Annotated in this window: 20 protein-coding genes; 1 reads left to right on the top strand and 19 read right to left on the bottom strand. The window is 63.7% G+C overall.

Annotated features, from left to right (window positions below; translation table 11 throughout):
- Positions 1 to 51: 51 nt before the first annotated feature.
- The 19 genes from mgtE to argC all read right to left on the bottom strand — a co-directional run bounded on the left by mgtE (position 52) and on the right by argC (position 18,082).
- Entirely contained in the window at positions 52 to 1,425 is a 1,374-nt protein-coding gene (gene mgtE / locus NKF27_RS20970) for a magnesium transporter (protein WP_253554778.1), read from the bottom strand.
- A 233-nt stretch (positions 1,426 to 1,658) separates the two neighbouring features.
- A complete protein-coding gene (locus tag NKF27_RS20975) occupies positions 1,659 to 2,084 on the bottom strand; it encodes a F0F1 ATP synthase subunit epsilon (protein WP_045992706.1) in 426 nt (141 codons plus the stop codon).
- Between the two features lie 24 nt (positions 2,085 to 2,108).
- On the bottom strand, positions 2,109 to 3,485 hold the full coding sequence (gene atpD / locus NKF27_RS20980; RefSeq protein WP_045992707.1) for a F0F1 ATP synthase subunit beta: 1,377 nt from the start codon (positions 3,483 to 3,485) through the stop codon (positions 2,109 to 2,111).
- Between the two features lie 41 nt (positions 3,486 to 3,526).
- Entirely contained in the window at positions 3,527 to 4,408 is an 882-nt protein-coding gene (atpG, locus tag NKF27_RS20985; RefSeq protein ID WP_045992708.1) for a F0F1 ATP synthase subunit gamma, read from the bottom strand.
- Between the two features lie 77 nt (positions 4,409 to 4,485).
- The gene (gene atpA, locus NKF27_RS20990) at positions 4,486 to 6,030 is read right to left on the bottom strand and encodes a F0F1 ATP synthase subunit alpha (RefSeq protein WP_045992709.1); all 1,545 of its coding nucleotides are present in this window, start codon (positions 6,028 to 6,030) and stop codon (positions 4,486 to 4,488) included.
- A gap of 16 nt (positions 6,031 to 6,046) precedes the next feature.
- The gene (locus tag NKF27_RS20995; RefSeq protein WP_045992710.1) at positions 6,047 to 6,586 is read right to left on the bottom strand and encodes a F0F1 ATP synthase subunit delta; all 540 of its coding nucleotides are present in this window, start codon (positions 6,584 to 6,586) and stop codon (positions 6,047 to 6,049) included.
- An 11-nt stretch (positions 6,587 to 6,597) separates the two neighbouring features.
- Positions 6,598 to 7,068, bottom strand: a complete 471-nt coding sequence (locus tag NKF27_RS21000; RefSeq protein WP_045992711.1) for a F0F1 ATP synthase subunit B — start codon at positions 7,066 to 7,068, stop codon at positions 6,598 to 6,600.
- 66 nt (positions 7,069 to 7,134) lie between these two features.
- On the bottom strand, positions 7,135 to 7,383 hold the full coding sequence (gene atpE / locus NKF27_RS21005) for a F0F1 ATP synthase subunit C (protein WP_045992712.1): 249 nt from the start codon (positions 7,381 to 7,383) through the stop codon (positions 7,135 to 7,137).
- 79 nt (positions 7,384 to 7,462) lie between these two features.
- The gene (atpB, locus tag NKF27_RS21010; RefSeq protein ID WP_045992713.1) at positions 7,463 to 8,326 is read right to left on the bottom strand and encodes a F0F1 ATP synthase subunit A; all 864 of its coding nucleotides are present in this window, start codon (positions 8,324 to 8,326) and stop codon (positions 7,463 to 7,465) included.
- 13 nt (positions 8,327 to 8,339) lie between these two features.
- Complete coding sequence (locus tag NKF27_RS21015) at positions 8,340 to 8,699, bottom strand: ATP synthase subunit I (protein ID WP_231498561.1); 360 nt, start codon at positions 8,697 to 8,699, stop codon at positions 8,340 to 8,342.
- A gap of 278 nt (positions 8,700 to 8,977) precedes the next feature.
- On the bottom strand, positions 8,978 to 9,901 hold the full coding sequence (locus tag NKF27_RS21020) for a ParB/RepB/Spo0J family partition protein (protein ID WP_045992715.1): 924 nt from the start codon (positions 9,899 to 9,901) through the stop codon (positions 8,978 to 8,980).
- A 66-nt stretch (positions 9,902 to 9,967) separates the two neighbouring features.
- On the bottom strand, positions 9,968 to 10,738 hold the full coding sequence (locus NKF27_RS21025) for a ParA family protein (protein WP_045992716.1): 771 nt from the start codon (positions 10,736 to 10,738) through the stop codon (positions 9,968 to 9,970).
- Positions 10,739 to 10,812: 74 nt separating this feature from the next.
- Positions 10,813 to 11,469, bottom strand: a complete 657-nt coding sequence (gene rsmG, locus NKF27_RS21030; RefSeq protein WP_231498560.1) for a 16S rRNA (guanine(527)-N(7))-methyltransferase RsmG — start codon at positions 11,467 to 11,469, stop codon at positions 10,813 to 10,815.
- A gap of 8 nt (positions 11,470 to 11,477) precedes the next feature.
- Positions 11,478 to 13,373, bottom strand: coding sequence for a tRNA uridine-5-carboxymethylaminomethyl(34) synthesis enzyme MnmG (mnmG, locus tag NKF27_RS21035; RefSeq protein ID WP_045992718.1), 1,896 nt, complete (start codon positions 13,371 to 13,373; stop codon positions 11,478 to 11,480).
- 539 nt (positions 13,374 to 13,912) lie between these two features.
- Positions 13,913 to 14,683: an amino acid ABC transporter ATP-binding protein gene (locus tag NKF27_RS21040; protein ID WP_124804532.1), complete on the bottom strand. Its 771-nt coding sequence runs from the start codon at positions 14,681 to 14,683 to the stop codon at positions 13,913 to 13,915.
- A gap of 28 nt (positions 14,684 to 14,711) precedes the next feature.
- A complete protein-coding gene (locus NKF27_RS21045; RefSeq protein WP_045992720.1) occupies positions 14,712 to 15,383 on the bottom strand; it encodes an amino acid ABC transporter permease in 672 nt (223 codons plus the stop codon).
- Positions 15,384 to 15,547: 164 nt separating this feature from the next.
- A complete protein-coding gene (locus tag NKF27_RS21050) occupies positions 15,548 to 16,303 on the bottom strand; it encodes a transporter substrate-binding domain-containing protein (RefSeq protein ID WP_108131957.1) in 756 nt (251 codons plus the stop codon).
- A gap of 221 nt (positions 16,304 to 16,524) precedes the next feature.
- Positions 16,525 to 16,878, bottom strand: a complete 354-nt coding sequence (gene erpA, locus NKF27_RS21055; protein WP_108131956.1) for an iron-sulfur cluster insertion protein ErpA — start codon at positions 16,876 to 16,878, stop codon at positions 16,525 to 16,527.
- 169 nt (positions 16,879 to 17,047) lie between these two features.
- Positions 17,048 to 18,082: an N-acetyl-gamma-glutamyl-phosphate reductase gene (gene argC, locus NKF27_RS21060; protein WP_045992723.1), complete on the bottom strand. Its 1,035-nt coding sequence runs from the start codon at positions 18,080 to 18,082 to the stop codon at positions 17,048 to 17,050.
- A 263-nt stretch (positions 18,083 to 18,345) separates the two neighbouring features.
- Between argC and NKF27_RS21065 the strand changes: the two genes are divergently transcribed.
- Positions 18,346 to 20,301 carry a chloride channel protein gene (locus NKF27_RS21065; protein ID WP_253554780.1) on the top strand — a complete coding sequence of 652 codons (1,956 nt, stop codon included), beginning with the start codon at positions 18,346 to 18,348 and terminating at the stop codon, positions 20,299 to 20,301.
- The last annotated feature ends 1 nt before the right edge of the window (position 20,302 follow it).

The raw sequence follows: 20,302 nt of genomic DNA on the forward strand, positions 1-20,302 counted from the left end.
CGTTCCTGTCCGCTGTCCGGGGGGCTCCCTGGCTGCACCCGCTGCGGTCGATCAATTTCCCATCAGTACCAGTGTGGCGATGGAAAAGTAGATGACCACCCCGGAGGCGTCGATCAGGGTGGTGACCAGCGGTGCCGAGGCGGTGGCCGGATCCCAGCCCAGCCGATCGAGCACGAACGGCAGGCACATGCCGAGCAGGCTGCCGAACAAGACGATGCAGATCATGCTGATGGCCACCACCAAGGCCACCGCCTCACCGCCTCGAATGACCCCGATGGGGGCAACCGCCAGGGCCATGGTCAGTCCCAGCGAGCCTGCCACCAGCAGTTCTCGGCCGAGCAGCTTGCTCCAGTCCTTGATGCCGACGTCACCGGTGGCCATGCCTCGCACCATCAGGGTGGCGGCCTGGGCGCCGGCGTTGCCACCGCTGCCGATCAACAGCGGCAGAAAGAACACCAGGGTCACCTGGGCGGCGATGGTGTCCTCGAAGTGGGCGATGCCGGCTCCCGAGAAGAGGTTGCCGAACACCAGTAATACCAGCCAGATCACTCGCTTGCGATACAGGCTCCACAGCGGCACCCGGGACACGCCGCCTTCCAGCTGGCCGATCGACATGCCCTTGTGGATGTCCTCGGTGGCCTCGGATTCGACCACGTCCATGGCGTCGTCGTGGGTGACGATGCCGACCAGTCGCTCGTCGGTGTCCGTCACCGGCAACGCCAGCAGGTCGTAGCGTGCCACCACCCGGGCGACCTCTTCCTGCTCGGCGTCCACACCGATGCTGATGACGTCGTGGATCATCAACTCGTCGATGATCGCCTGGGGCCGTGCCACCATCAGCTGTCTCAGTGACATGGTCCCGGCCAGGCGGCCGTACTCGTCCACCACGTACAGCTGGTAGACGGTCTCGGCGTCGGGAGCGGTCTGGCGCACCCGCATCATCGCCCGGGACACGGTAAGCCCCATCGGGATCGCCACATAGTCGGCGGTCATCAGGGCGCCGGCGGTGCCCTCCTCGTAGCTGGCCAAGCGCTTGAGCGCCTCGCGCTCGCGCCGCGCCATGCGCCGTAACAGCGCCTCCTTGCGATCATCTCCCAGCACCTTGAACAGGTCGGCACGTTCGTCCGAGCCCATCTTGTCGAGGATCCGCGACAGCCAGGCGTCCTCGATGCGAGACGCCATCTCATCCTGGGCCTCGAACGGCAGGTGACCAAACACGCTGGCCTGGCGCCCCACCGGCAGGCAGGCCAACAGCGCCACGGCGCTGTCCAGGCGGTCCTCATCCTCGATCAGTCGCTCGAGGATCTCGGCCAGATCCGCCGAGCGAATCTCGGGCAGGCGGGCTTCCAGCGTCTTGCTGTCGCGGGGATCGAGGGCACGCAGCAGCACCTGCTTGTGCGCATCCAGGCTGGGGGTCAGATTCATGGGCGTCTCCTCATGGCCGGCGTCCTTGCCGCAAATCGCTGAGGCGCAGTGTCCCCAAGAGACGACCTATCGGGGCTGCTCGAAAAGGCGACATGATGCCATGTCTGGATGAACATTAGACACAAGGCAAGCATCGAAGAAGCGTCAGTCGCGGTTCGCTGTGGCCATCACCAACGAAAACGCCCCCCGAATGTCAGCCATTCGGGGGGCGTGGGGCATCGGCGCCAGGGAACTTAGCCCTTGCCGGCCTTCCTGCGCAGCTGCTGGATGGTACGCAGCTGGGCCAGGGCCTCGGAGAGTTCCGCCGCGGCGCGGGTGTAATCCAGCTCCGCCGACTTGTCCTCCATGGCCTTGATGGCCTGCTTGCGGGCCTCTTCGGCGGCCGCTTCATCCAGATCGGATGCGCGAACCGCCGTGTCGGCCAGCACGATCACCTTCTCGGGCTGCACTTCGATAAAGCCGCCGGAGACGTAGAAGTGCTCCTCGCTGCCTTCGTTGAGCACCCGCACAGGGCCCGGAGCCAGCTCGGTCAGCAGCGGCGTGTGGCCGGCCAGGATGCCAAGATCCCCCAGGATGCCAGCCGCCACCACCTGCTCGGCACTACCGGAGTAGACCGAGGCTTCGGCACTGACGATCTCGCATTGGATGGTTTTCGTCATGATGACGTCTCCCGGTTAGAGGGATTACTTCATCTGGTTGGCTTTCTCGACGGCCTCGTCGATGGTGCCGACCATGTAGAAGGCCTGCTCGGGCAGCTCGTCGTACTCGCCGTCCAGGATGCCCTGGAAACCACGGATGGTCTCCTTCAGCGACACGTACTTGCCGGGAGAGCCGGTGAACACCTCGGCAACGAAGAACGGCTGTGACAGGAAGCGCTGGATCTTACGCGCACGTGCCACGATCTGCTTGTCTTCGTCGGACAGCTCGTCCATACCCAGGATGGCGATGATGTCCTTGAGCTCCTTGTAGCGCTGGAGCACGCCCTGAACACCGCGCGCGACGTTGTAGTGCTCGTCGCCCACCACCAGCGGATCGAGCTGGCGAGAGGTGGAGTCCAGCGGGTCGATGGCCGGATAGATACCCAGCTCGGCGATGGAACGCGCCAGTACCACGGTGGCGTCCAGGTGCGAGAAGGTGGTCGCCGGAGACGGGTCGGTCAAGTCATCCGCGGGCACGTAGACGGCCTGCACGGAGGTGATCGAGCCGGTCTTGGTGGAGGTGATACGCTCCTGCAGAACGCCCATCTCCTCGGCCAGGGTCGGCTGGTAACCCACCGCGGACGGCATACGGCCCAGCAGTGCGGACACCTCGGTACCGGCCAGGGTGTAACGGTAGATGTTGTCGACGAACAACAGTACGTCACGACCTTCGTCACGGAACTTCTCGGCGATGGTCAGACCGGTCAGGGCCACACGCAGACGGTTCCCGGGCGGCTCGTTCATCTGGCCGTAGACCAGTGCCACCTTGTCGAGAACGTTGGACTCCTGCATCTCGTGGTAGAAGTCGTTACCTTCACGAGTACGCTCGCCGACACCGGCGAACACGGAGTAACCGCTGTGCTCGGTGGCGATGTTACGGATCAGCTCCATCATGTTGACGGTCTTGCCGACACCGGCACCGCCGAACAGACCAACCTTGCCGCCCTTGGCGAACGGGCACACCAGGTCGATGACCTTGATGCCGGTCTCGAGCAGCTCGTTGGTGGCCGCCTGGTCGGCATAGCCCGGAGCCTCGCGGTGGATCGGCATGCGCTCCTGCTCGCCGATCTCACCGGCCTCATCGATCGGCTCGCCGAGCACGTTCATGATGCGGCCCAGGGTTTCCTGGCCGACCGGGACGGAGATGGCCGCGCCGGTGTTATCGGTGTTCATGCCGCGCTTGAGCCCTTCGGTCGAGCCCATGGCGATGCAGCGCACCACGCCGTCGCCCAGCTGCTGCTGGACTTCGAGGATGGTCTCCTTTTCGGTGACCTTCAGCGCGTCGTAGACCTTGGGAACATCGTCCCGCGGAAACTCTACGTCAATCACCGCGCCGATGATTTGTACGATACGTCCGCTCATCTTGGTTCCTCTCTAATACCTGCAAATGAAACCTGCATGCCTTAAACAGCGGCGGCACCGCCAACGATCTCGGAGATTTCCTGGGTAATGGCCGCCTGACGGGCCTTGTTGTACACCAGCTCCAGATCGTCGATCAGATTGCCCGCGTTGTCGGTCGCGCTCTTCATGGCAACCATGCGTGCCGCCTGCTCGCACGCTGTGTTCTCGACCACCGCCTGATACACCTGCGCTTCAACGTAGCGCACGAGCAGGCTGTCGAGCAGCGCCTTGGCATCCGGCTCATACAGGTAGTCCCAGCTGCTGGGACGCTTGTTCTCGTCGTCTTCCTCGACCTTTGCGGTGTCCTCGGTCAGCGGTAGCAGCTGACGGACGACCGGCTTCTGGGTCATGGTATTGACGAATTCGTTGTGCACCACGTAAAGACGATCCAGCTTGCCTTCATCGTAGGCATCCAGCATCACCTTCACGCTGCCGATCAGATCATCAAGACTCGGCGTTTCCCCCAGGCCACTCTTGGCGGCGACCAGGCTTCCCCCATACTTGCGGAAGAAGCTGCTGGCCTTGCTGCCGAGGGCACAGAAGTCGAGCTCGGCGCCCTTCTCGTGCCACGCCTGAGCGTCCTTGACCGTCGCCTTGAACAGGTTGACGTTCAAGCCGCCACAGAGACCACGATCGCTGGAGACGACGATGTAACCGACGCGCTTGGCCTCACGCTCTTCCATCCACGGATGCTTGTATTCCGGGTTGGCCTGGGCGAGATGACCCACCACGTGACGGATCTGTTCGGCGTAAGGCTTGCTCGCCGACATCCGTTCCTGGGTCTTGCGCATCTTCGACGCCGCCACCATCTGCATCGCATTGGTGATCTTCTGCGTGTTCTTGATGCTCGCAATCTGCGTGCGAATCTCTTTTCCGACTGCCATGGCGATCTACCCTTGTTCGGTGACCCTCAGAATCCTGTTCGACCACCTGGCCCGCCTTGCGGCGGGCCAGTGGACGCTTACCAGCTCTGAGAGGACTTGAACTTCTCGAGACCCTGCTTCAGGCCGTCCTTGATCTCGTCGTTGTAGTCGCCAGACTCGTTGATCTTGTCGAGCAACTCGCCGTGCTCGGACTTCATGTACTCGTGGAGTGCATGTTCAAAGTCCAGCACCTTGTTGACGTCGACGTCGTCCAGGAAGCCTTCGTTGGCGGCAAACAGGGAGATCGCCATCTCGGCAACCGACATCGGCGAGTACTGCTTCTGCTTCATCAGCTCGGTGACGCGCTGACCGTGCTCGAGCTGCTTGCGGGTGGCTTCGTCCAGGTCGGAAGCGAACTGGGAGAAGGCCGCGAGCTCGCGGTACTGGGCCAGAGCCAGACGCACGCTGCCGCCGAGCTTCTTGATGATCTTGGTCTGTGCCGAGCCACCCACACGAGACACCGACAGACCGGCGTTGATGGCCGGGCGGATGCCTGAGTTGAACAGGTCGGTTTCGAGGAAGATCTGACCGTCGGTGATCGAGATCACGTTGGTCGGAACGAAGGCAGACACGTCGCCGGCCTGGGTCTCGATGATCGGCAGTGCGGTCAGCGAGCCGGTCTTGCCCTTCACTTCACCGTTGGTGAACTTCTCGACGTAGTCGGCGTTGACACGCGCGGCACGCTCGAGCAGACGGGAGTGGAGGTAGAAGACGTCGCCAGGGAAGGCTTCACGGCCCGGCGGACGACGCAGCAGCAGGGACACCTGGCGGTAGGCCACGGCCTGCTTGGACAGATCGTCATAGACGATCAGCGCGTCTTCACCGCGGTCGCGGAAGTACTCGCCCATGGTGCAGCCGGAGTAGGCGGCGAGGAACTGCATCGGGGCCGGATCGGCGGCGCCGGCGGCGACCACGATGGTGTGCTCCATGGCGCCGTGCTCTTCGAGCTTGCGCACCACGTTGGCGATGGTCGACTGCTTCTGACCGATGGCCACGTAGACACAGGTGACGCCGGTGCCCTTCTGGTTGATGATCGCGTCGATGGCGATCGCCGACTTACCGATCTGACGGTCGCCGATGATCAGCTCACGCTGACCGCGGCCGATCGGCACCATGGCATCGATGGACTTGAAACCGGTCTGGATCGGCTCGTCGACGGACTGACGAGTGATGACGCCAGGTGCGACCTTCTCGACCGCGTCGGTTTCCTTGGTGCCCAGGTCGCCCTTGCCGTCGATGGGGTTACCGAGGGCGTCGACCACGCGGCCGCGCAGTTCGGGACCCACCGGCACCTCGAGGATGCGACCGGTACACTGGGCAGTCATGCCCTCTTCCAGCTGCAGGTAATCACCCAGAACCACGGCACCGACGTTGTCGCGCTCGAGGTTCAGGGTCATCCCGAAGATGCCGCCGGGGAATTCGATCATCTCACCGAACATTGCGTCGGCGAGGCCGTGAATCTGCACGATACCGTCAGATACGCTGACGATCGTGCCCTGATTACGGGCTTCGGATGCGACGTCAAGCTTCTCGATACGCTGCTTGATGATGTCGCTGATCTCGGAAGGATTCAGTTGCTGCATGCCATGTCCCTCAGACTCAGGCGGAAAGGGCTTCCTGGAGGCGGTTCAATCGACCACGTACCGAACCGTCGATGACGGTGTCGCCGGCACGCAGGATCACGCCGCCCAGGAGCGTCTTGTCCACCTGAGTGGTAATGGAGATTTCGCGGTTCAGACGCTTGGCCAGTGCACTCGCGAGCGATTGTTCCTGGGCTTCGGCCAGCGGGAAGGCGGAAACGATTTCCACCTCTACCCGCTTTTCCTGCTGGGCCTTGAGCACCTCGAACTGCTCGGCGATGGCGCCGAGCGCCGCCAGGCGACCCTTCTGGCCGACCAGGCGAACGAAGTTCTTGAGGTCGTCATTGACGGCGTCACCACAGACGTCGACGACAACATCAGCCTTCTGTGCGCTGGACAGCTTGGGATTGCCGAGCACCCGGGCGCGCATGTCGTCGTCGCCGACGACCTGCGCGACCCTGGCCAGCATGCCGGACCATTCGTCGAGCGCGTCCTTGGCCACGGCGTGCTCAAAGGCAGCCTTGGCGTACGGGCGAGCGATAGTTGACGTTTCCGCCATGGGGCACCTCCTCAGAGCTCTTTGGCGAGTTTGTCGACGATGGCAGCGTGCTGCTTCTCGTCGATGGAGGACTCCAGGATTCGCTCAGCGCCCAGGACCGCCAGACGGGACACCTGTGCGCGCAGGTCTTCCTTCGCGCGTGCCACTTCCTGCTCGATCTCGGACTTGGCCTTGGCAATCATGCGCTCGCCTTCAAGGCGGGCGTCTTCGCGTGCCTGCTCGAGCTTCTGGTTGGCCTGTTTCTGGGCCTGTTCCAGGATCTCGGCCGCCTCTTGCTTGCTCTTGCGCAGGGTCTCGTCGGCCTCTTTCTCGGCCACCTCGAGATCACGCGCCGCACGGCTGGCAGCATCCAGACCATCGGCGATCTTCTTCTGGCGTTCCTGCAGAGCTTGCATGACCGGCGGCCATATAAACTTCATGCAGAACCAGACGAAGAACGCAAAGGCGATAGCCTGGCCGACTAGGGTAAGGTTCAGGTTCACGCCAGCACCTCTCGCGTTACGGGTTTGGGGTTAACGGATCGACGGCTCGGGACGAGCGGTCGGACATTAACCGACAAACGGGTTAGCGAAGGTGAAGAACAGCGCGATACCAACACCGATCATGGTCACGGCGTCCAGCAGGCCGGCGACGATGAACATCTTGACCTGCAGCATCGGAACCATTTCCGGCTGACGTGCAGCGCCTTCCAGGAACTTGCCTCCGAGGATACCGAAGCCGATGGCGGTGCCGAGTGCACCCAGGCCGATCAGCAGGGACACGGCGATGGCGGTCATACCCAGAACTTGTGCTTCCATGGTGGTCTCTCCAGTTTTTAGTTGAAACTAAGGTTTATCAGTGGGTTAGGGTTAAGGGTTTAGGGTTGAAGCGAAACCGTCAGTGCTTCTCCACCGCCATGCTCATGTAGACGATGGTCAGCATCATGAAGATGAAGGCCTGCAGGGTGATGACCAGGATATGGAACACCGCCCAGGTGAAGTGCAGCGGCAGCTGCCACAGGCCGATCATCGCGATCAGGATGAAGATCAGCTCACCGGCGTAGAGGTTGCCGAACAGTCGCAGGGCCAGGGAGATCGGCTTGGCGATCAGGGTCACGGTCTCGAGCAGGAAGTTGACCGGGATGAACAGCGCCTGGACCAGCTTGTTGGGTGAGTTGAACGGGTGCAGGGTCAGCTCACCGATGAAGCCGGAGAAGCCCTTGGCACGAATGGTGTAGAAGATGATCAGGCCGAACACGGACAGCGCCATGCCGAGGGTGGCATTGACGTCGGTGGTCGGTACCACCTTGAAGTAGACGTGGGCCGGGTCCGCGCCGAACAGGGCGCCGATCTTGGCCGCCAGCAGCGGCAGGAAGTCCACCGGCACCAGGTCCATCAGGTTCATCAGGAAGACCCAGCAGAAGATGGTCAGCGCCAGCGGCGCGATCAGCTTGCTCTTGCCGTGGAAGGTGTCCTTGACCGAGTTGTCGACGAACTCGACCATCAGCTCGACAAAGTTCTGCAGCGCACCAGGCACGCCGGTGGTAGCGGTGTTGGCCGCCTTCTTGAACAGCCACAGGAAGATCAGACCGAGACCGACGGACCAGCCGAGGGTATCGAGGTGAACTGCCCAGAAGCCCATGTCGGAAGCTTCCTGGGCGGAATGGGCGATCGACCAGCCATTGTCCGGGTGCAGCCCGAAGGTCAGGTTCTGCAGGTGGTGCTGGATATATTCCGTCGGAGTCGGATTCGTGCCTGCCATGTCTGCCTCGTTGTCAGGTGTGCGACGGTCGTTTCACCAGCCAGGGCCCCAGCCAATGAACGAACAGCGTCACCACATAAGCGCCAAAGAAAAAAGTCGGGTTTGAGGGAGGCACTGCGATGAACACCAGGGTGAACAGCGCCGCCGTCAAACCGAACTTGCCGGCTTCCGCACGATAGAAATTGTTGACGATGGCCTTGGAGTAGCGCGCGCCCTGCGCCCGGAACACACACCAGGCAAAGAACACATTGGGCAAAAAGGCCACCAGCCCGCCCAGGGCCGCCGAGGAAGCGCCGGAGATACCGTCGATGCCAGCCGCCGCAACGCTGGTCAGCGCCAGCACAGCGAGCTGTGCCATCAGCAGGCGCTGCACCTGGGGTCGTTGGATCCTGGCCGCCAAGTGTCTCTCCCGACGCGCCTCTTGGCGCGAACTCGTCATCCATCGTGATCGCCGGCGACAGACCACCGGCAGACTCCGGCGCGATTATAGGGAAGCCCCCTAACGGCTTCAACCAAAGACGTGACGATTTGTCGTCACTTCGCGCTGGCTTACGACCAAATGCGGAGAAAAGGCCGCTAAAGTGATTAGCGACCTAAGTGGTTTACTGCGCTGATACGCGCAACCTGGTCGCTGTCTCTGGTCGTCGCCACTCAGCGGATGTGGCCCAGGATGCCGTCGAGCTCATCGAGGCTCGAGTACTGGATGGTGACCTTGCCCTTGCCAGCCTTGCCGTGGCTGATCTTGACCGGGGCGCCGAGCAGATCTGCCAGACGGGTCTCCAGCCGGGCCACGTCCTGATTCGGCGCAGTCTTGGCGGCCTTTGGCTTGCCATTGGCCAGTTGCTTGACCAGTGCCTCGGTGGCGCGCACGGTCAGGTCCTTGTTGACCACCTCATGGGCCGCCTTGCGCTGCTTGGCCGCCGGCAGGGTCAACAGGGCGCGGGCATGGCCCATGTCCAGGTCACCGCGTTCGAGCAGCGTCTGCACCTCGGGGTCCAGCGCCAGCAGGCGCAGCAGGTTGGTCACCTGGGTACGCGAACGGCCCACGGCGTCGGCGACCTGCTGCTGGGTCAGTTCGAATTCGTCGAGCAGACGCTTGAGCGCCAGCGCCTCCTCCACCGGGTTGAGGTTCTCACGCTGGATGTTCTCGATCAGTGCCAGCGCCAGGGCCACCTCGTCGGTCACCTCGCGGATCACCGCCGGGATGACGTCCAGTTCGGCCAGCTGGGAGGCCCGCCAGCGGCGTTCACCGGCGATGATCTCATAGCGGTCGGGACCGATCGGACGCACCACGATGGGCTGCATCACGCCCTGGGCGCGGATCGAGTCGGCCAGCTCCTCCAGCGCTTCGGGCTGGATATCGCGCCTTGGCTGGTAGCGTCCACGGCTGAGCTGGCCCAGCGGCAGGCGCTCCAGACGTTCCTCCGGCGCGGGAGGCGGCACCACCGTGGCGTCTTCGTCGCCGTCGGTCGTCAGCTCGGCATCCACCTCGGGCAGATCGAGGCTCTCGCGGCGGCGGGCACCGGCCCCGATCAGCGCATCCAGTCCTCGTCCCAGGGCGCGTTTGCGCGTCATCGATTCATCCTCATCACAGCACGCTCAAAAATTCGACACTGCTGGCCCTTGCCACCCTGGCCGGGGCTACAGCGACAGCCGACGAATCAGTTCCTTGGCCAGCACCCGGTGGGCCTGGCTCCCCCGCGAGAAGCGTGCGTACTTGGTGACCGGCAGGCCGTGACTCGGCGCCTCGGCAACCCGCACGTTGCGTGGAATGGTGGTCTTGAGCAGGGCATCGCCGAAGTAGTCCCGCAGCTGCTTGCTGACGTCCCGGGTCAGGCTGTTGCGGGCGTCGAACATGGTGCGCAGGATCCCGAAGATCTCGAGGCCCGGGTTCACGCTGTCCTTGATCTGCTCGACGGTGTCGAGCAGCGCCGACAGGCCTTCCAGGGCATAGAACTCGCACTGCAGCGGTATCAGTACCCCATCGGCGGCGGTCAGCGCATTGACGGTGAGCATGTTCAGCGACGGTGGGCAGTCGATCATCACCACGTCGTACTCGCCGGCGACTTCGTCCAGCGCCTTGGCCAGCGCCCGCTCGCGGCCTTCACCACGATCGAGCAGCTCGACCTCGGCGGCGGTCAGGTCGCCATTGCCGGGCAGCAGGGCGTAGCCCGCCTCGGGGCAGTCGAGGATGACCTCCACCGGGCGCTTGTCGCCCAGGATGACGTCGAGCACGCTGCCCTCGAGGCTGTGCTTGTCGACACCACTGCCCATGGTGGCGTGGCCCTGGGGATCGAGATCGACCAGCAGTACGCGGCGATCCAGCGACGCCAAACTGGCGGCCAGGTTGACGGCAGAGGTGGTCTTGCCGACCCCACCCTTCTGGTTGGTCAAGGCGATGATTTTGGTCACGACGTCATCCTTGCGTGGAAATTCTCGGGTGGCTGGTGGCGGCAAAATCGTGAAACCGAACCCCAAGCCCGAGCCTAGCGGCCCCCGGCCTCGGGTTCCAGCATAACCAGTTCTCGACCCGCTGACTCGTACGGCACCCTCAACGCATGGCGCGAGACACAGCGCACGTCGTCCTCCAGGCGTTCGAGCTCGCCGTCCACCGCCGGCCCCTTCATCGCCAGCCACTGGCCGTGGGGCGCCAGCAGCGGCCGGGTCAGCTCGACGAAGTCCTCGAGGCTGGCAAAGGCCCGCGAGATCAGTTGATCGAACCCGCCTTCGGCCGGGGTATAGGCTTCCACTCGCGCCTGGATCGGGGTCACCCGGGCAAGCCCAAGCTCCATCACCGCCTGACGCTGAAAGCGTACCTTCTTGCCGTTGCTGTCGAGCAGACTGACGTCGAGCTCGGGGTTGAGGATCGCCAGCACCAGGCCGGGCAGGCCAGGCCCCGCACCCACGTCGAGCACCCGTGGGCCCTTGACCCAGGGCAGCACCGCGGCGCTGTCGAGCACGTGGCGAGAGACCATGTCCAGCGGATCGCGTACCGCCGTGAGGTTATAGGCCCGGTTCCACTTGTGCAACAGACCCACCAGGGCCAGAAGCTGGTCAAGCTGGGCGGCGGTGGCCGTGATCTCGAGGGCGGCAAGGCCCTCGCTCAAGCGCTCGTGCAGTCGCTGCTGCAGGGCCGGGGACATCGCCTGACTCATCCGCTGGCTACCTCGCGATCATCGAGCAACCGGCGTTTCTTGAGGTGAATCAGCAGGATCGATACTGCCGCCGGGGTCACCCCGCTGATCCGCCCGGCCTGGGCCAGGGTCTCCGGGCGCGCCTCGGCGAGCTTCTGGCGAATCTCGTGGGACAGCCCCTCGACTCGGCTGTAGTCGAGATCGGTCGGCAGGGCCATGGACTCGTGACGCTTGAGCTTGTCGATCTCGTCCTGCTGACGATCGATGTAGCCCTGGTACTTGGCCTGGATCTGGACCTGTTCGGCGACCGTCTCGTCGCTCACCGGCTCACCCTTGGCCGCAGCCACGTCGGCATAGCCGAGTTCCGGGCGCTTGAGCAGGTCCATCAGGCTGTACTCGCGGGCCAGCGGCTTGCCGGTGATTCGCTCGATGTCGGCGGCGGCATCGGTCCCGGGCTGCACCCAGGTCGCCTTGAGCCGGGCGCTCTCGCGCTCCACCGCTTCACGCTTGTCGCTGAACCGTGCCCAGCGCTCATCGTCCACCAGCCCCAGTGCGCGACCGTGTTCGGTCAGGCGCATGTCGGCGTTGTCCTCACGCAGCAACAGCCGGTACTCAGCGCGGGAGGTGAACATCCGGTAGGGCTCCTTGGTGCCCAGGGTGATCAGGTCATCCACCAGCACCCCGAGGTAGGCCTCGTCGCGGCGCGGACACCAGGCGTCGAGCGCCTTGGCGCGACGCGCGGCGTTGAGCCCGGCGAGCAGGCCCTGGGCCCCCGCTTCCTCGTAGCCGGTGGTGCCGTTGATCTGGCCGGCGAAAAACAGGTTGTGGATAAATTTGGTTTCCAGCGAGTGCTTCAGGTCCCGCGGATCGAAGAAGTCGTACTCGATGGCGTAGCCCGGACGGGTGATATGGGCCCGCTCGAGACCTTCGATGGAGCGCACCACCTTGAGCTGCACGTCGAAGGGCAAGGAGGTCGAAATACCATTTGGGTATAGCTCATGGGTATCCAGACCCTCCGGCTCGACGAACACCTGGTGGCTGGTCTTGTCGGCGAAGCGGTGGACCTTGTCCTCGATGGACGGGCAGTAGCGCGGCCCGACCCCTTCGATCACCCCGGAGAACATCGGCGAGCGATCGAGATTGTCGAAGATGATCTCGTGGGTGCGCTCGTTGGTATGGGCGATATGGCAGCTGACCTGGCGCGGATGCATGTCCCGCGATCCCAGGTAGGACATCACCGGAGTCGGACTGTCGCCCGGCTGCTCCTCGAGGCGCGAGAAGTCGACGCTCTTGGCATCGATGCGCGGCGGGGTGCCGGTCTTCAGGCGATCGACCCGAAACGGCAAGGCGCGCAGACGCTCGGCCAGGGCGTTGGAGGGCGGATCCCCGGCACGACCACCACGGCTGTTGTCCAGCCCGATGTGGATCACCCCGCCGAGGAAGGTGCCGGTGCACAGCACCACGGTTTCGGCCAGGAATCGCAGTCCGGTCTCGGTGACCACGCCGCGCACGGTGTCCTGGTCGACGATCAGGTCGCCGGCGGCCTGCTGGAACAGCGTCAGGTTCGGCTGGTTTTCCAGCATGCCACGAATCGCGGCCTTGTAGCGCACACGATCGGCCTGGGCACGGGTCGCCCGTACCGCGGGGCCCTTGCGGGCGTTGAGCACGCGAAACTGGATCCCGCCCAGGTCCGTCGCCAATCCCATGGCGCCGCCGAGGGCGTCGATTTCCTTGACCAGATGACTCTTGCCGATCCCGCCGATGGCGGGATTGCAGGACATCTGGCCCAGGGTCTCGATGTTGTGGGTCAACAGCAGGGTCTGGCAACCCATGCGGGCAGAGGCCAGGGCAGCTTCCGTTCCAGCATGGCCACCGCCGATGACGATGACGTCAAAGCGGTCGGGATACTCCAAGGTTCACCTCGTTCGGCGCAGCGCGCCAGCGGTCTGGATATTGGGTTCGTACGAAAAATAGCCGGCCAGTATAAACCCTCCTGTGGGTAAACGTCAGGGTTTTCCACACCCCGTCCGTCAGGCAGGAGCTTCACTTACCTACCTATAAAAAAATAAAAGAATAAGAAAGGAAGTTCTGTAGTGGTTGTAACTACTGGTGTGGACACTTTCTGTGGAAAAACCATTTAAATCTACAAAAAACAAATAGATACAATGTTGATCCTTTGTTGGACAAGGGACGTACCAACGTTTGATGGCGTGTTATCTGCCTGTGGACACAATCATGACTTGCCCACAAGGCTCGGCTTCCACCAGTTATCCACCGAGCTCGGGGGCAGTTGTCACCGCGACGGTGAACAACTCGCCGACTTGCCCACAGCCCCCGTGGCAGTGGGCTTCGCAGCCAAATGTGAAAAATCTTGTCCACAGCCCCAAAAAGCCAAAAAAACGCCCTGTCGATCACTCGACAGGGCGTTTCAGAGGCTCGAACGGGCGGTTTTTCAGTGCTTGAGCACCCGCGCCAGGAAGCTCTGGGTACGTTCATTCTGCGGATTGTCGAAGACGTCTTCGGGCTTGCCCTGCTCGACGATCTCACCCTTGTGGATGTAGATCACGCGGTCGGCGACCTCCCGGGCGAAGCCCATCTCGTGGGTCACGATCATCATCGTCATGCCTTCTCTGGCGAGCTCACGCATGGCGTCGAGCACCTCACCGATCATCTCCGGGTCCAGCGCCGAGGTGGGCTCGTCGAACAGCATCAGACGGGGTTCCATGGCCAGTGCGCGGGCCAGCGCCACGCGTTGCTGCTGACCGCCGGAGAGCTGGGTCGGGTACTTGTCGGCCTGGTCCTTGATGCCGACCCGATCGAGCAGCCGTTCCGCGGTGGCCTCGGCCTTGTCACGGCTTTCGCCGCGCACCTTCATCGGGGCCAGGGTGACGTTGTCACGCACGCTGAGGTGAGGGAACAGGTTGAACTGCTGGAACACCATGCCGACCTCGGTGCGGATGGTCTGCAGCGCCTGGCTGGCCTTGCCGTCGGGCTTGAGGTCGTTGCCGTCGACCCTGAGGGCGCCCTGCTGGAATTCTTCCAGGCCATTGACGCAGCGGATCAGGGTCGACTTGCCGGAGCCACTGGCGCCGATGACGACCACCACTTCGCCCTGGGCCACCTCAAGGTCGATGTTCTTGAGCACGTGGAGCGAGCCGAAGTGCTTGTTGAGTTTATCGATACGGACGATGGGCTCGCCCTGGGCGTGAGAGGCTGGGTTCATGTCGGAATTTTCCATGGAATGTTGCACCTCACTGGCCCACCAGGCCCTTGCGCTCGAGCATGCGCAGGGCGAAGGACAAGGAAAGGGTGATGGCAAGATAGAGCAGCGCCACCATCAGATAGACCTCCAGGGCGGTGAAGGTGGTGGCGATGTAGATCTGGCCCTGGCGCACCAGCTCGCCCACGCCGATGACGGCGAACAGCGAGGTGTCCTTGATGCTGATGATGGCCTGGTTGCCCAGCGCCGGGATCATACGGCGGAAGGACTGGGGCCAGATGATGTAGCGGAAGGTCTGGCGGCGGGACAGGCCCAGCGACAGGCCGGCCTCGCGCTGGCCGCGCTCGATGGACTGCACACCACCGCGCACGATCTCCGAGATGTAGGCGCCGGAGTTGACGGCGATGGCAGCGATACCTGCGGTGACCGCGTCGATGGGGCCACCAAGGATGCTCGGCAGGCCATAGAAGATGAACAGCACCTGCACCAGTACCGGGGTGCCGCGGAAGATTTCGATGTAGGCCACGGCGGGAACACGCAGCCAGGCGCTCGGGGAAATGCGCAACAGGCCGAAGATGATGCCGATGACAAAGCCGATGGCCAGACCGCCGAAGGAAATCAGCAGGGTATAGGGGATGCCGGTCAGCAGCTGGGGGATGGAGGACAGCGCCGCCGACCAGTCGAATTGGAAGTTGACGTCCACGAGTGGGTCTCCGTCATGCACGTGAAATCAGGACAAGGCGAGAGGCCTTGATGCCGGGGTCGAGACAGTGCCTCGGGGTGACGTCCGGGTAACACCAAGGGGGCCGGTCGTGTACCGGCCCCCATGAATCCCAGGTCGGTTGCCCAGGTCGCTATGGACTGCGATCACTCGCTGGTGGAACCAAACCACTTGGCGTGGATCTCGTCGTAGGTGCCGTCTTCCTTCATCGCCGCCAGGGCCTCGTTGACCGGCTCTACCCACTCGCTGCCCTTGACGAAGACGATGCCGTACTGCTGGCCTTCGTACAGCGGACCAACGACCTTGACCTTGCCTTCGCCACGGGTCTGGGAGAAGTAGCCGACGTTGGGGGCGTCGTAGAAGGCGGCATCGACGCTGCCGCCGAGCAGGGCCATGTACATGTCGCTGGTGCCCGGATAGGGGGTGATCTCGGCGTCCTCGCCCAGGTTTTCCTGGAGGAAGTCATAGCTGGTGGAGCCGATCTTGGTGCCGATACGCATACCGGACAGGTCATCGATCTCGCTGACGCCTTCTTCGTCGGCGTTGACCAGGATCTTCAGACCGCTGTCGTAGTATGGGTCGGAGAAGTCGACGATCTCGGCACGTTCGTCGGTGATGGTGATACCGGCGATGGCGATGTCGACGTTACCGGTCTGGACGGCGGGAATGATGCCGTTGAAGTCCATGGTGCGCAGTTCGTATTCGAAACCGGCACGTTCGGCCAGCTCGGCAATGATGTCCATGTCGAAGCCGACCATTTCGCCGGATTCCTGGTCCATCATCTCGAACGGCACGAAGCTCGGGTCGGTGGCCACGTTCAGGGTCTCGGCCTGGGCGCTGCCGATGACACCGAAGGCGAGCAGGGCGGAGGTAAGAGCGGCAGAAGTAAGGGCGGTTTTCATGATTTTCCCCAGTTGACGTTATTGTGAAATCCTCAACTACCATGGCGAGTTGCGGGGAAGGGGTCAAGTTGGGGGAGAATCCGCTGGGCCAACGCTGGTGGCGCCACGACACAACGCAAGACGCAGCCGGGAGGCTGCGTCGAGGGTGACATCAAGGGCTGCATCAAGCGCTGTCTGGAGAGGCGTGTTGCTGTCGCGTCGGCTGACGCGCAGCAAGGTCGCTACACCATAAAGGAGGCGCCGCAACCACAGGTGGTGGTGGCGTTGGGGTTCTGCACCAGAAAGCGCGCGCCGGCCAGGCCTTCTTCATAGTCGATGGTGGAGCCGACCAGGTACTGGTAGGACAGCGGGTCGACCACCAACGCGACATCGCCGAAGGGAATCTCGGTGTCGTCGTCGTTGACGCCGTCGGCCACGTCGAAGCCGTACTGAAATCCCGAGCAGCCGCCTCCCGTGACATAGACGCGCAGGGCGATGTTGCTGGCGCCGTCTTCGGCCATCAATGCCTTGAGTCGGCGCTGGGCGTTGTCGGACAGCAGTAGCGGGGTGGGGACAAAGGATTCGGCACCGCTCATGAGAGCTCCCGGGGTCGAGAAACAGGGTCAAAGCGGTCGATGTCGCGGATCAGCCGACGTCGACCGCATCGGTCATTATCCCCAAGCCAGAGTAAAAGGGTCAACTTTTCCTCGGAGGTAAGGTGCCTGTTACGTCGACATTCCCCCGCAGCAAGCGGGGGGATGGGCCTCAGGGCATCATCGCTGGGGCGTCGAGACCGGCGGTCTCGTCGAAGTCGAACATCAGATTGAGGGCGTGGATGGCCTGGCCGGAGGCGCCCTTGACCAGGTTGTCGATGACGGCCAGCACCACCACGGTGTCGCTGTTGCCGGGGCGATGTACGGCGATGCGGCAAAGGTTGGCGCCCTTGACGCTACGGGTCTCGGGATGGCTACCGGCGGGCATCACGTCGACGAAGGGCTCGTTGGCGAAGCGGTCTTCGAACAGGCGCTGGAGATCACCGGGGTCGCCGGTCAGGCGCCCGTACAGGGTGGCATGGATGCCGCGGATCATCGGCGTCAGGTGGGGCACGAAGGTCAGCCCGACCTCACCCCCTGCGGCGTCGCCGAGCCCCTGGCGAATTTCCGGCAGATGACGATGGCCGGAGGCGCCGTAGGCCTTCATCGATTCACTGGCCTCGGCCAGCAGCGAGGGCACCTTGGCGCCACGGCCGGCACCGGTGACGCCGGACTTGCAGTCGGCGATCAGGTGGTCGGCGTCGATCAGCCCGGCTTCCAGCAGCGGCAGAAAGCCAAGCTGCACCGCGGTGGGATAGCAGCCGGGGACGGCGATCAGGCGGGCCTGGCGAATCTGATCGCGGCTGACCTCGGGCAGGCCGTAGACGGCTTCCTCGAGCAGACCCGGGGCGCCGTGAGGCTGGCCGTACCAGTCGGCCCAGACGCCGGCGTCGCGCAGGCGGAAGTCGGCTGACAGATCGATCACCCGGGTGCCTCGCTCCAGCAGATCGCCGGCCAGCGCGTGGGCGACGCCGTGGGGCGTGGCGAAGAACACCGCATCGCAGCGCGCCAGGCGCTCCGGGTCAGGCTCGGAAAAGCGCAGCTCGTCGTAGTGACCTCGCAGGTTGGGATAGAGTTCGGCCACGCCGAGGCCGGCTTCGCTTCGTGAGGTGATCGCGTCCACCTCCACCTCGGGGTGGCGCGCCAGCAGCCTGAGCAGTTCGACGCCGGTGTAGCCGGTGCCGCCGACGATTCCAACCTTGATCACGTAACGCTCCTTTGCACTTTGCTGTTTCAGCGCATTGCCATGGAAATGTGGCCGCCCGCAAGGCGAGCCGAATGGCCTGGCCACAGGCCTGCCTGGAGATTCTCGGGCCAGGCGATGGGGGTTCCGAGAGACGACGATGACGGCGGCCTGGGTGCCAAGTCACGTTCTATGATACACAAGAGATAGTCACCTAAGGTAAGCCTGCCTTTCATCTTGCGTCAGGGACTCGACCCTTCGCTCTCAAGGAAGCGACCCACACCTCCATGCGCCTGCCCGATCTCAGTCTTGATGCCTTCCGTCGCCAGCTGGCGAGCGTCGACGCCCTGCCGCAACTGTGCGTGCTGGGGGTGGTGACGGGGCTGATCACCGGCAGTCTGATGGTGGTCTTCCGGCTGGCGTTGATGGTCGGCGCCATGCTGGTGATGCCCTACGACGATCCCGAAGCCTTCGAGCAGTTGTCTACCGGCCTGCGCATGGTGCTGCCGATCATCGCGGTGACGGTGATTGGTGTGCTGCTGTGGCGTCAGCCACTGGCCGCCCGCAAGATCGGCGTCAGCCATGTGATCGAACGCCTGACCTATCACCAGGGCCGCTTTCCGCTGCGCAACTGGTTGAACCAGTGGTGGGTGGGGGTGGTGTCGGTGGTCGGGGGGCTGTCCGCCGGGCGCGAAGGCCCGGCGATCCACCTGGGCGCCGCCGCCTCCAGTGGCCTCGGCCAACTGCTGCGCCTGCCCCACAACAGCCTGCGGGTGCTGGTGGCCTGCGGCACCGCGGCAGGTATCGCCGCCTCCTTCAATACGCCCATCGCCGGGGTCATCTTCGCCATGGAGGTGGTGATGATGGAATACACCATCGTTGGCTTCATGCCGGTCATCCTGGCGGCCTGCATGGGAGCCCTGGTCTCCCAGCTGGTCTATGGCGCCGACCCAGCCTTCGCGGTTCCCGATCTGTCCATGGGCTCGCTGTTCAATATCTACTGGATCGCCGCCATGGCCTTCGGTATCGGTCTGCTGGCGGGTCTGTTCATCCATGTCTCGCGCTCGGAGCGCATCGCCAGCCTGCCGCTGTGGTGGCGCCTGGCACTGGTCGGTGCCCTGGCGGCGCTATTGGCCTGGTGCTACCCCCAGGTCCAGGGCATCGGCTACGACAGCCTGTCCGATGCGCTGTTCAATCGTTTGACGCTGGATATTCTGATGGCGCTGGTGCTGGGCAAGCTGCTGCTGACTGCCTTCGCGGTAGGCTGCGGGGTGCCGGTGAGCATCATCGGCCCGGTGCTGGTGGTGGGCGCGGCCGCCGGGGCGCTGTTCGGCATTGCCGGGGGCTGGATGTGGCCGGACAAGGCCGCAGACCCTGGGCTATTCGCGATGATCGGCATGGCGGCGATGATGGGGGCGGTATTGCAGGCGCCGCTGGCGGCGCTGATGGCGCTGCTCGAACTGACCCATATGCCGCATATTCTGTTGCCGGGCATGCTGGCGGTGGTGGTGTCCTGCCTGACCGCGCGCCAGCTGTGTCGCTGTGACGGCTTCTTTATCAGCGTCAAGCGCCATGGCTTGCACCCCCTCCAGCAACCGTTGATGCAGGCGTTGTCGCGGGTGTCGGTGCCGGCGGTGATGGAGCGCAGCCTGGTGCGCACCAGGCGACGGATCTCGGAGACCCAGGCTCGCGCATTGCTCGAGGCCAAACCGGTGTGGATCATCATCGAACGTTCCACCGACGACAAGCCGACCCTGGCGCTGAAGGCGGCCGACCTGGCGCGCTATCTGCTCGAGCAGCAGGAGCAACAGCAGGAACAGCGGGAGAAACAGGAACACAAGGCGGCGCAGGCGGCGCCGGAAGATCAGCGCGAAGCCAGCGACGACAATGCTGCCATGGACGTGTTGATGGACAAGGGGGGCGCCCCCGGTGGCCAGGCGGATGTCATCGCGGGCAAGAACGTCGATCGCTCGCCACCGCCGGTGTCACCAGCGGCGTCCAGCCCCGATGAAGACAAGGAGGCGTTGCTGGACCTGCTGGAAATCCCCGGCCAGCGACTGGACCTGGTGGCCATCCACCTGCAGGCGACCCTGACCGAGGCGCTGAACGTGCTGAACGAAAGCAAGGTGGATGGACTCTACGTGGAACACGGCTATCGACCGAAGCAGAAGCGAATTTCCGGTATCATCACCCGGGATGCCATTGAGCGGTACTACCGCCTGTCTGATCCATCCACAGCCTGAG

The organism is Halomonas sp. DN3 (genome assembly GCF_024137905.1).
Lineage (GTDB): Bacteria > Pseudomonadota > Gammaproteobacteria > Pseudomonadales > Halomonadaceae > Halomonas > Halomonas litopenaei.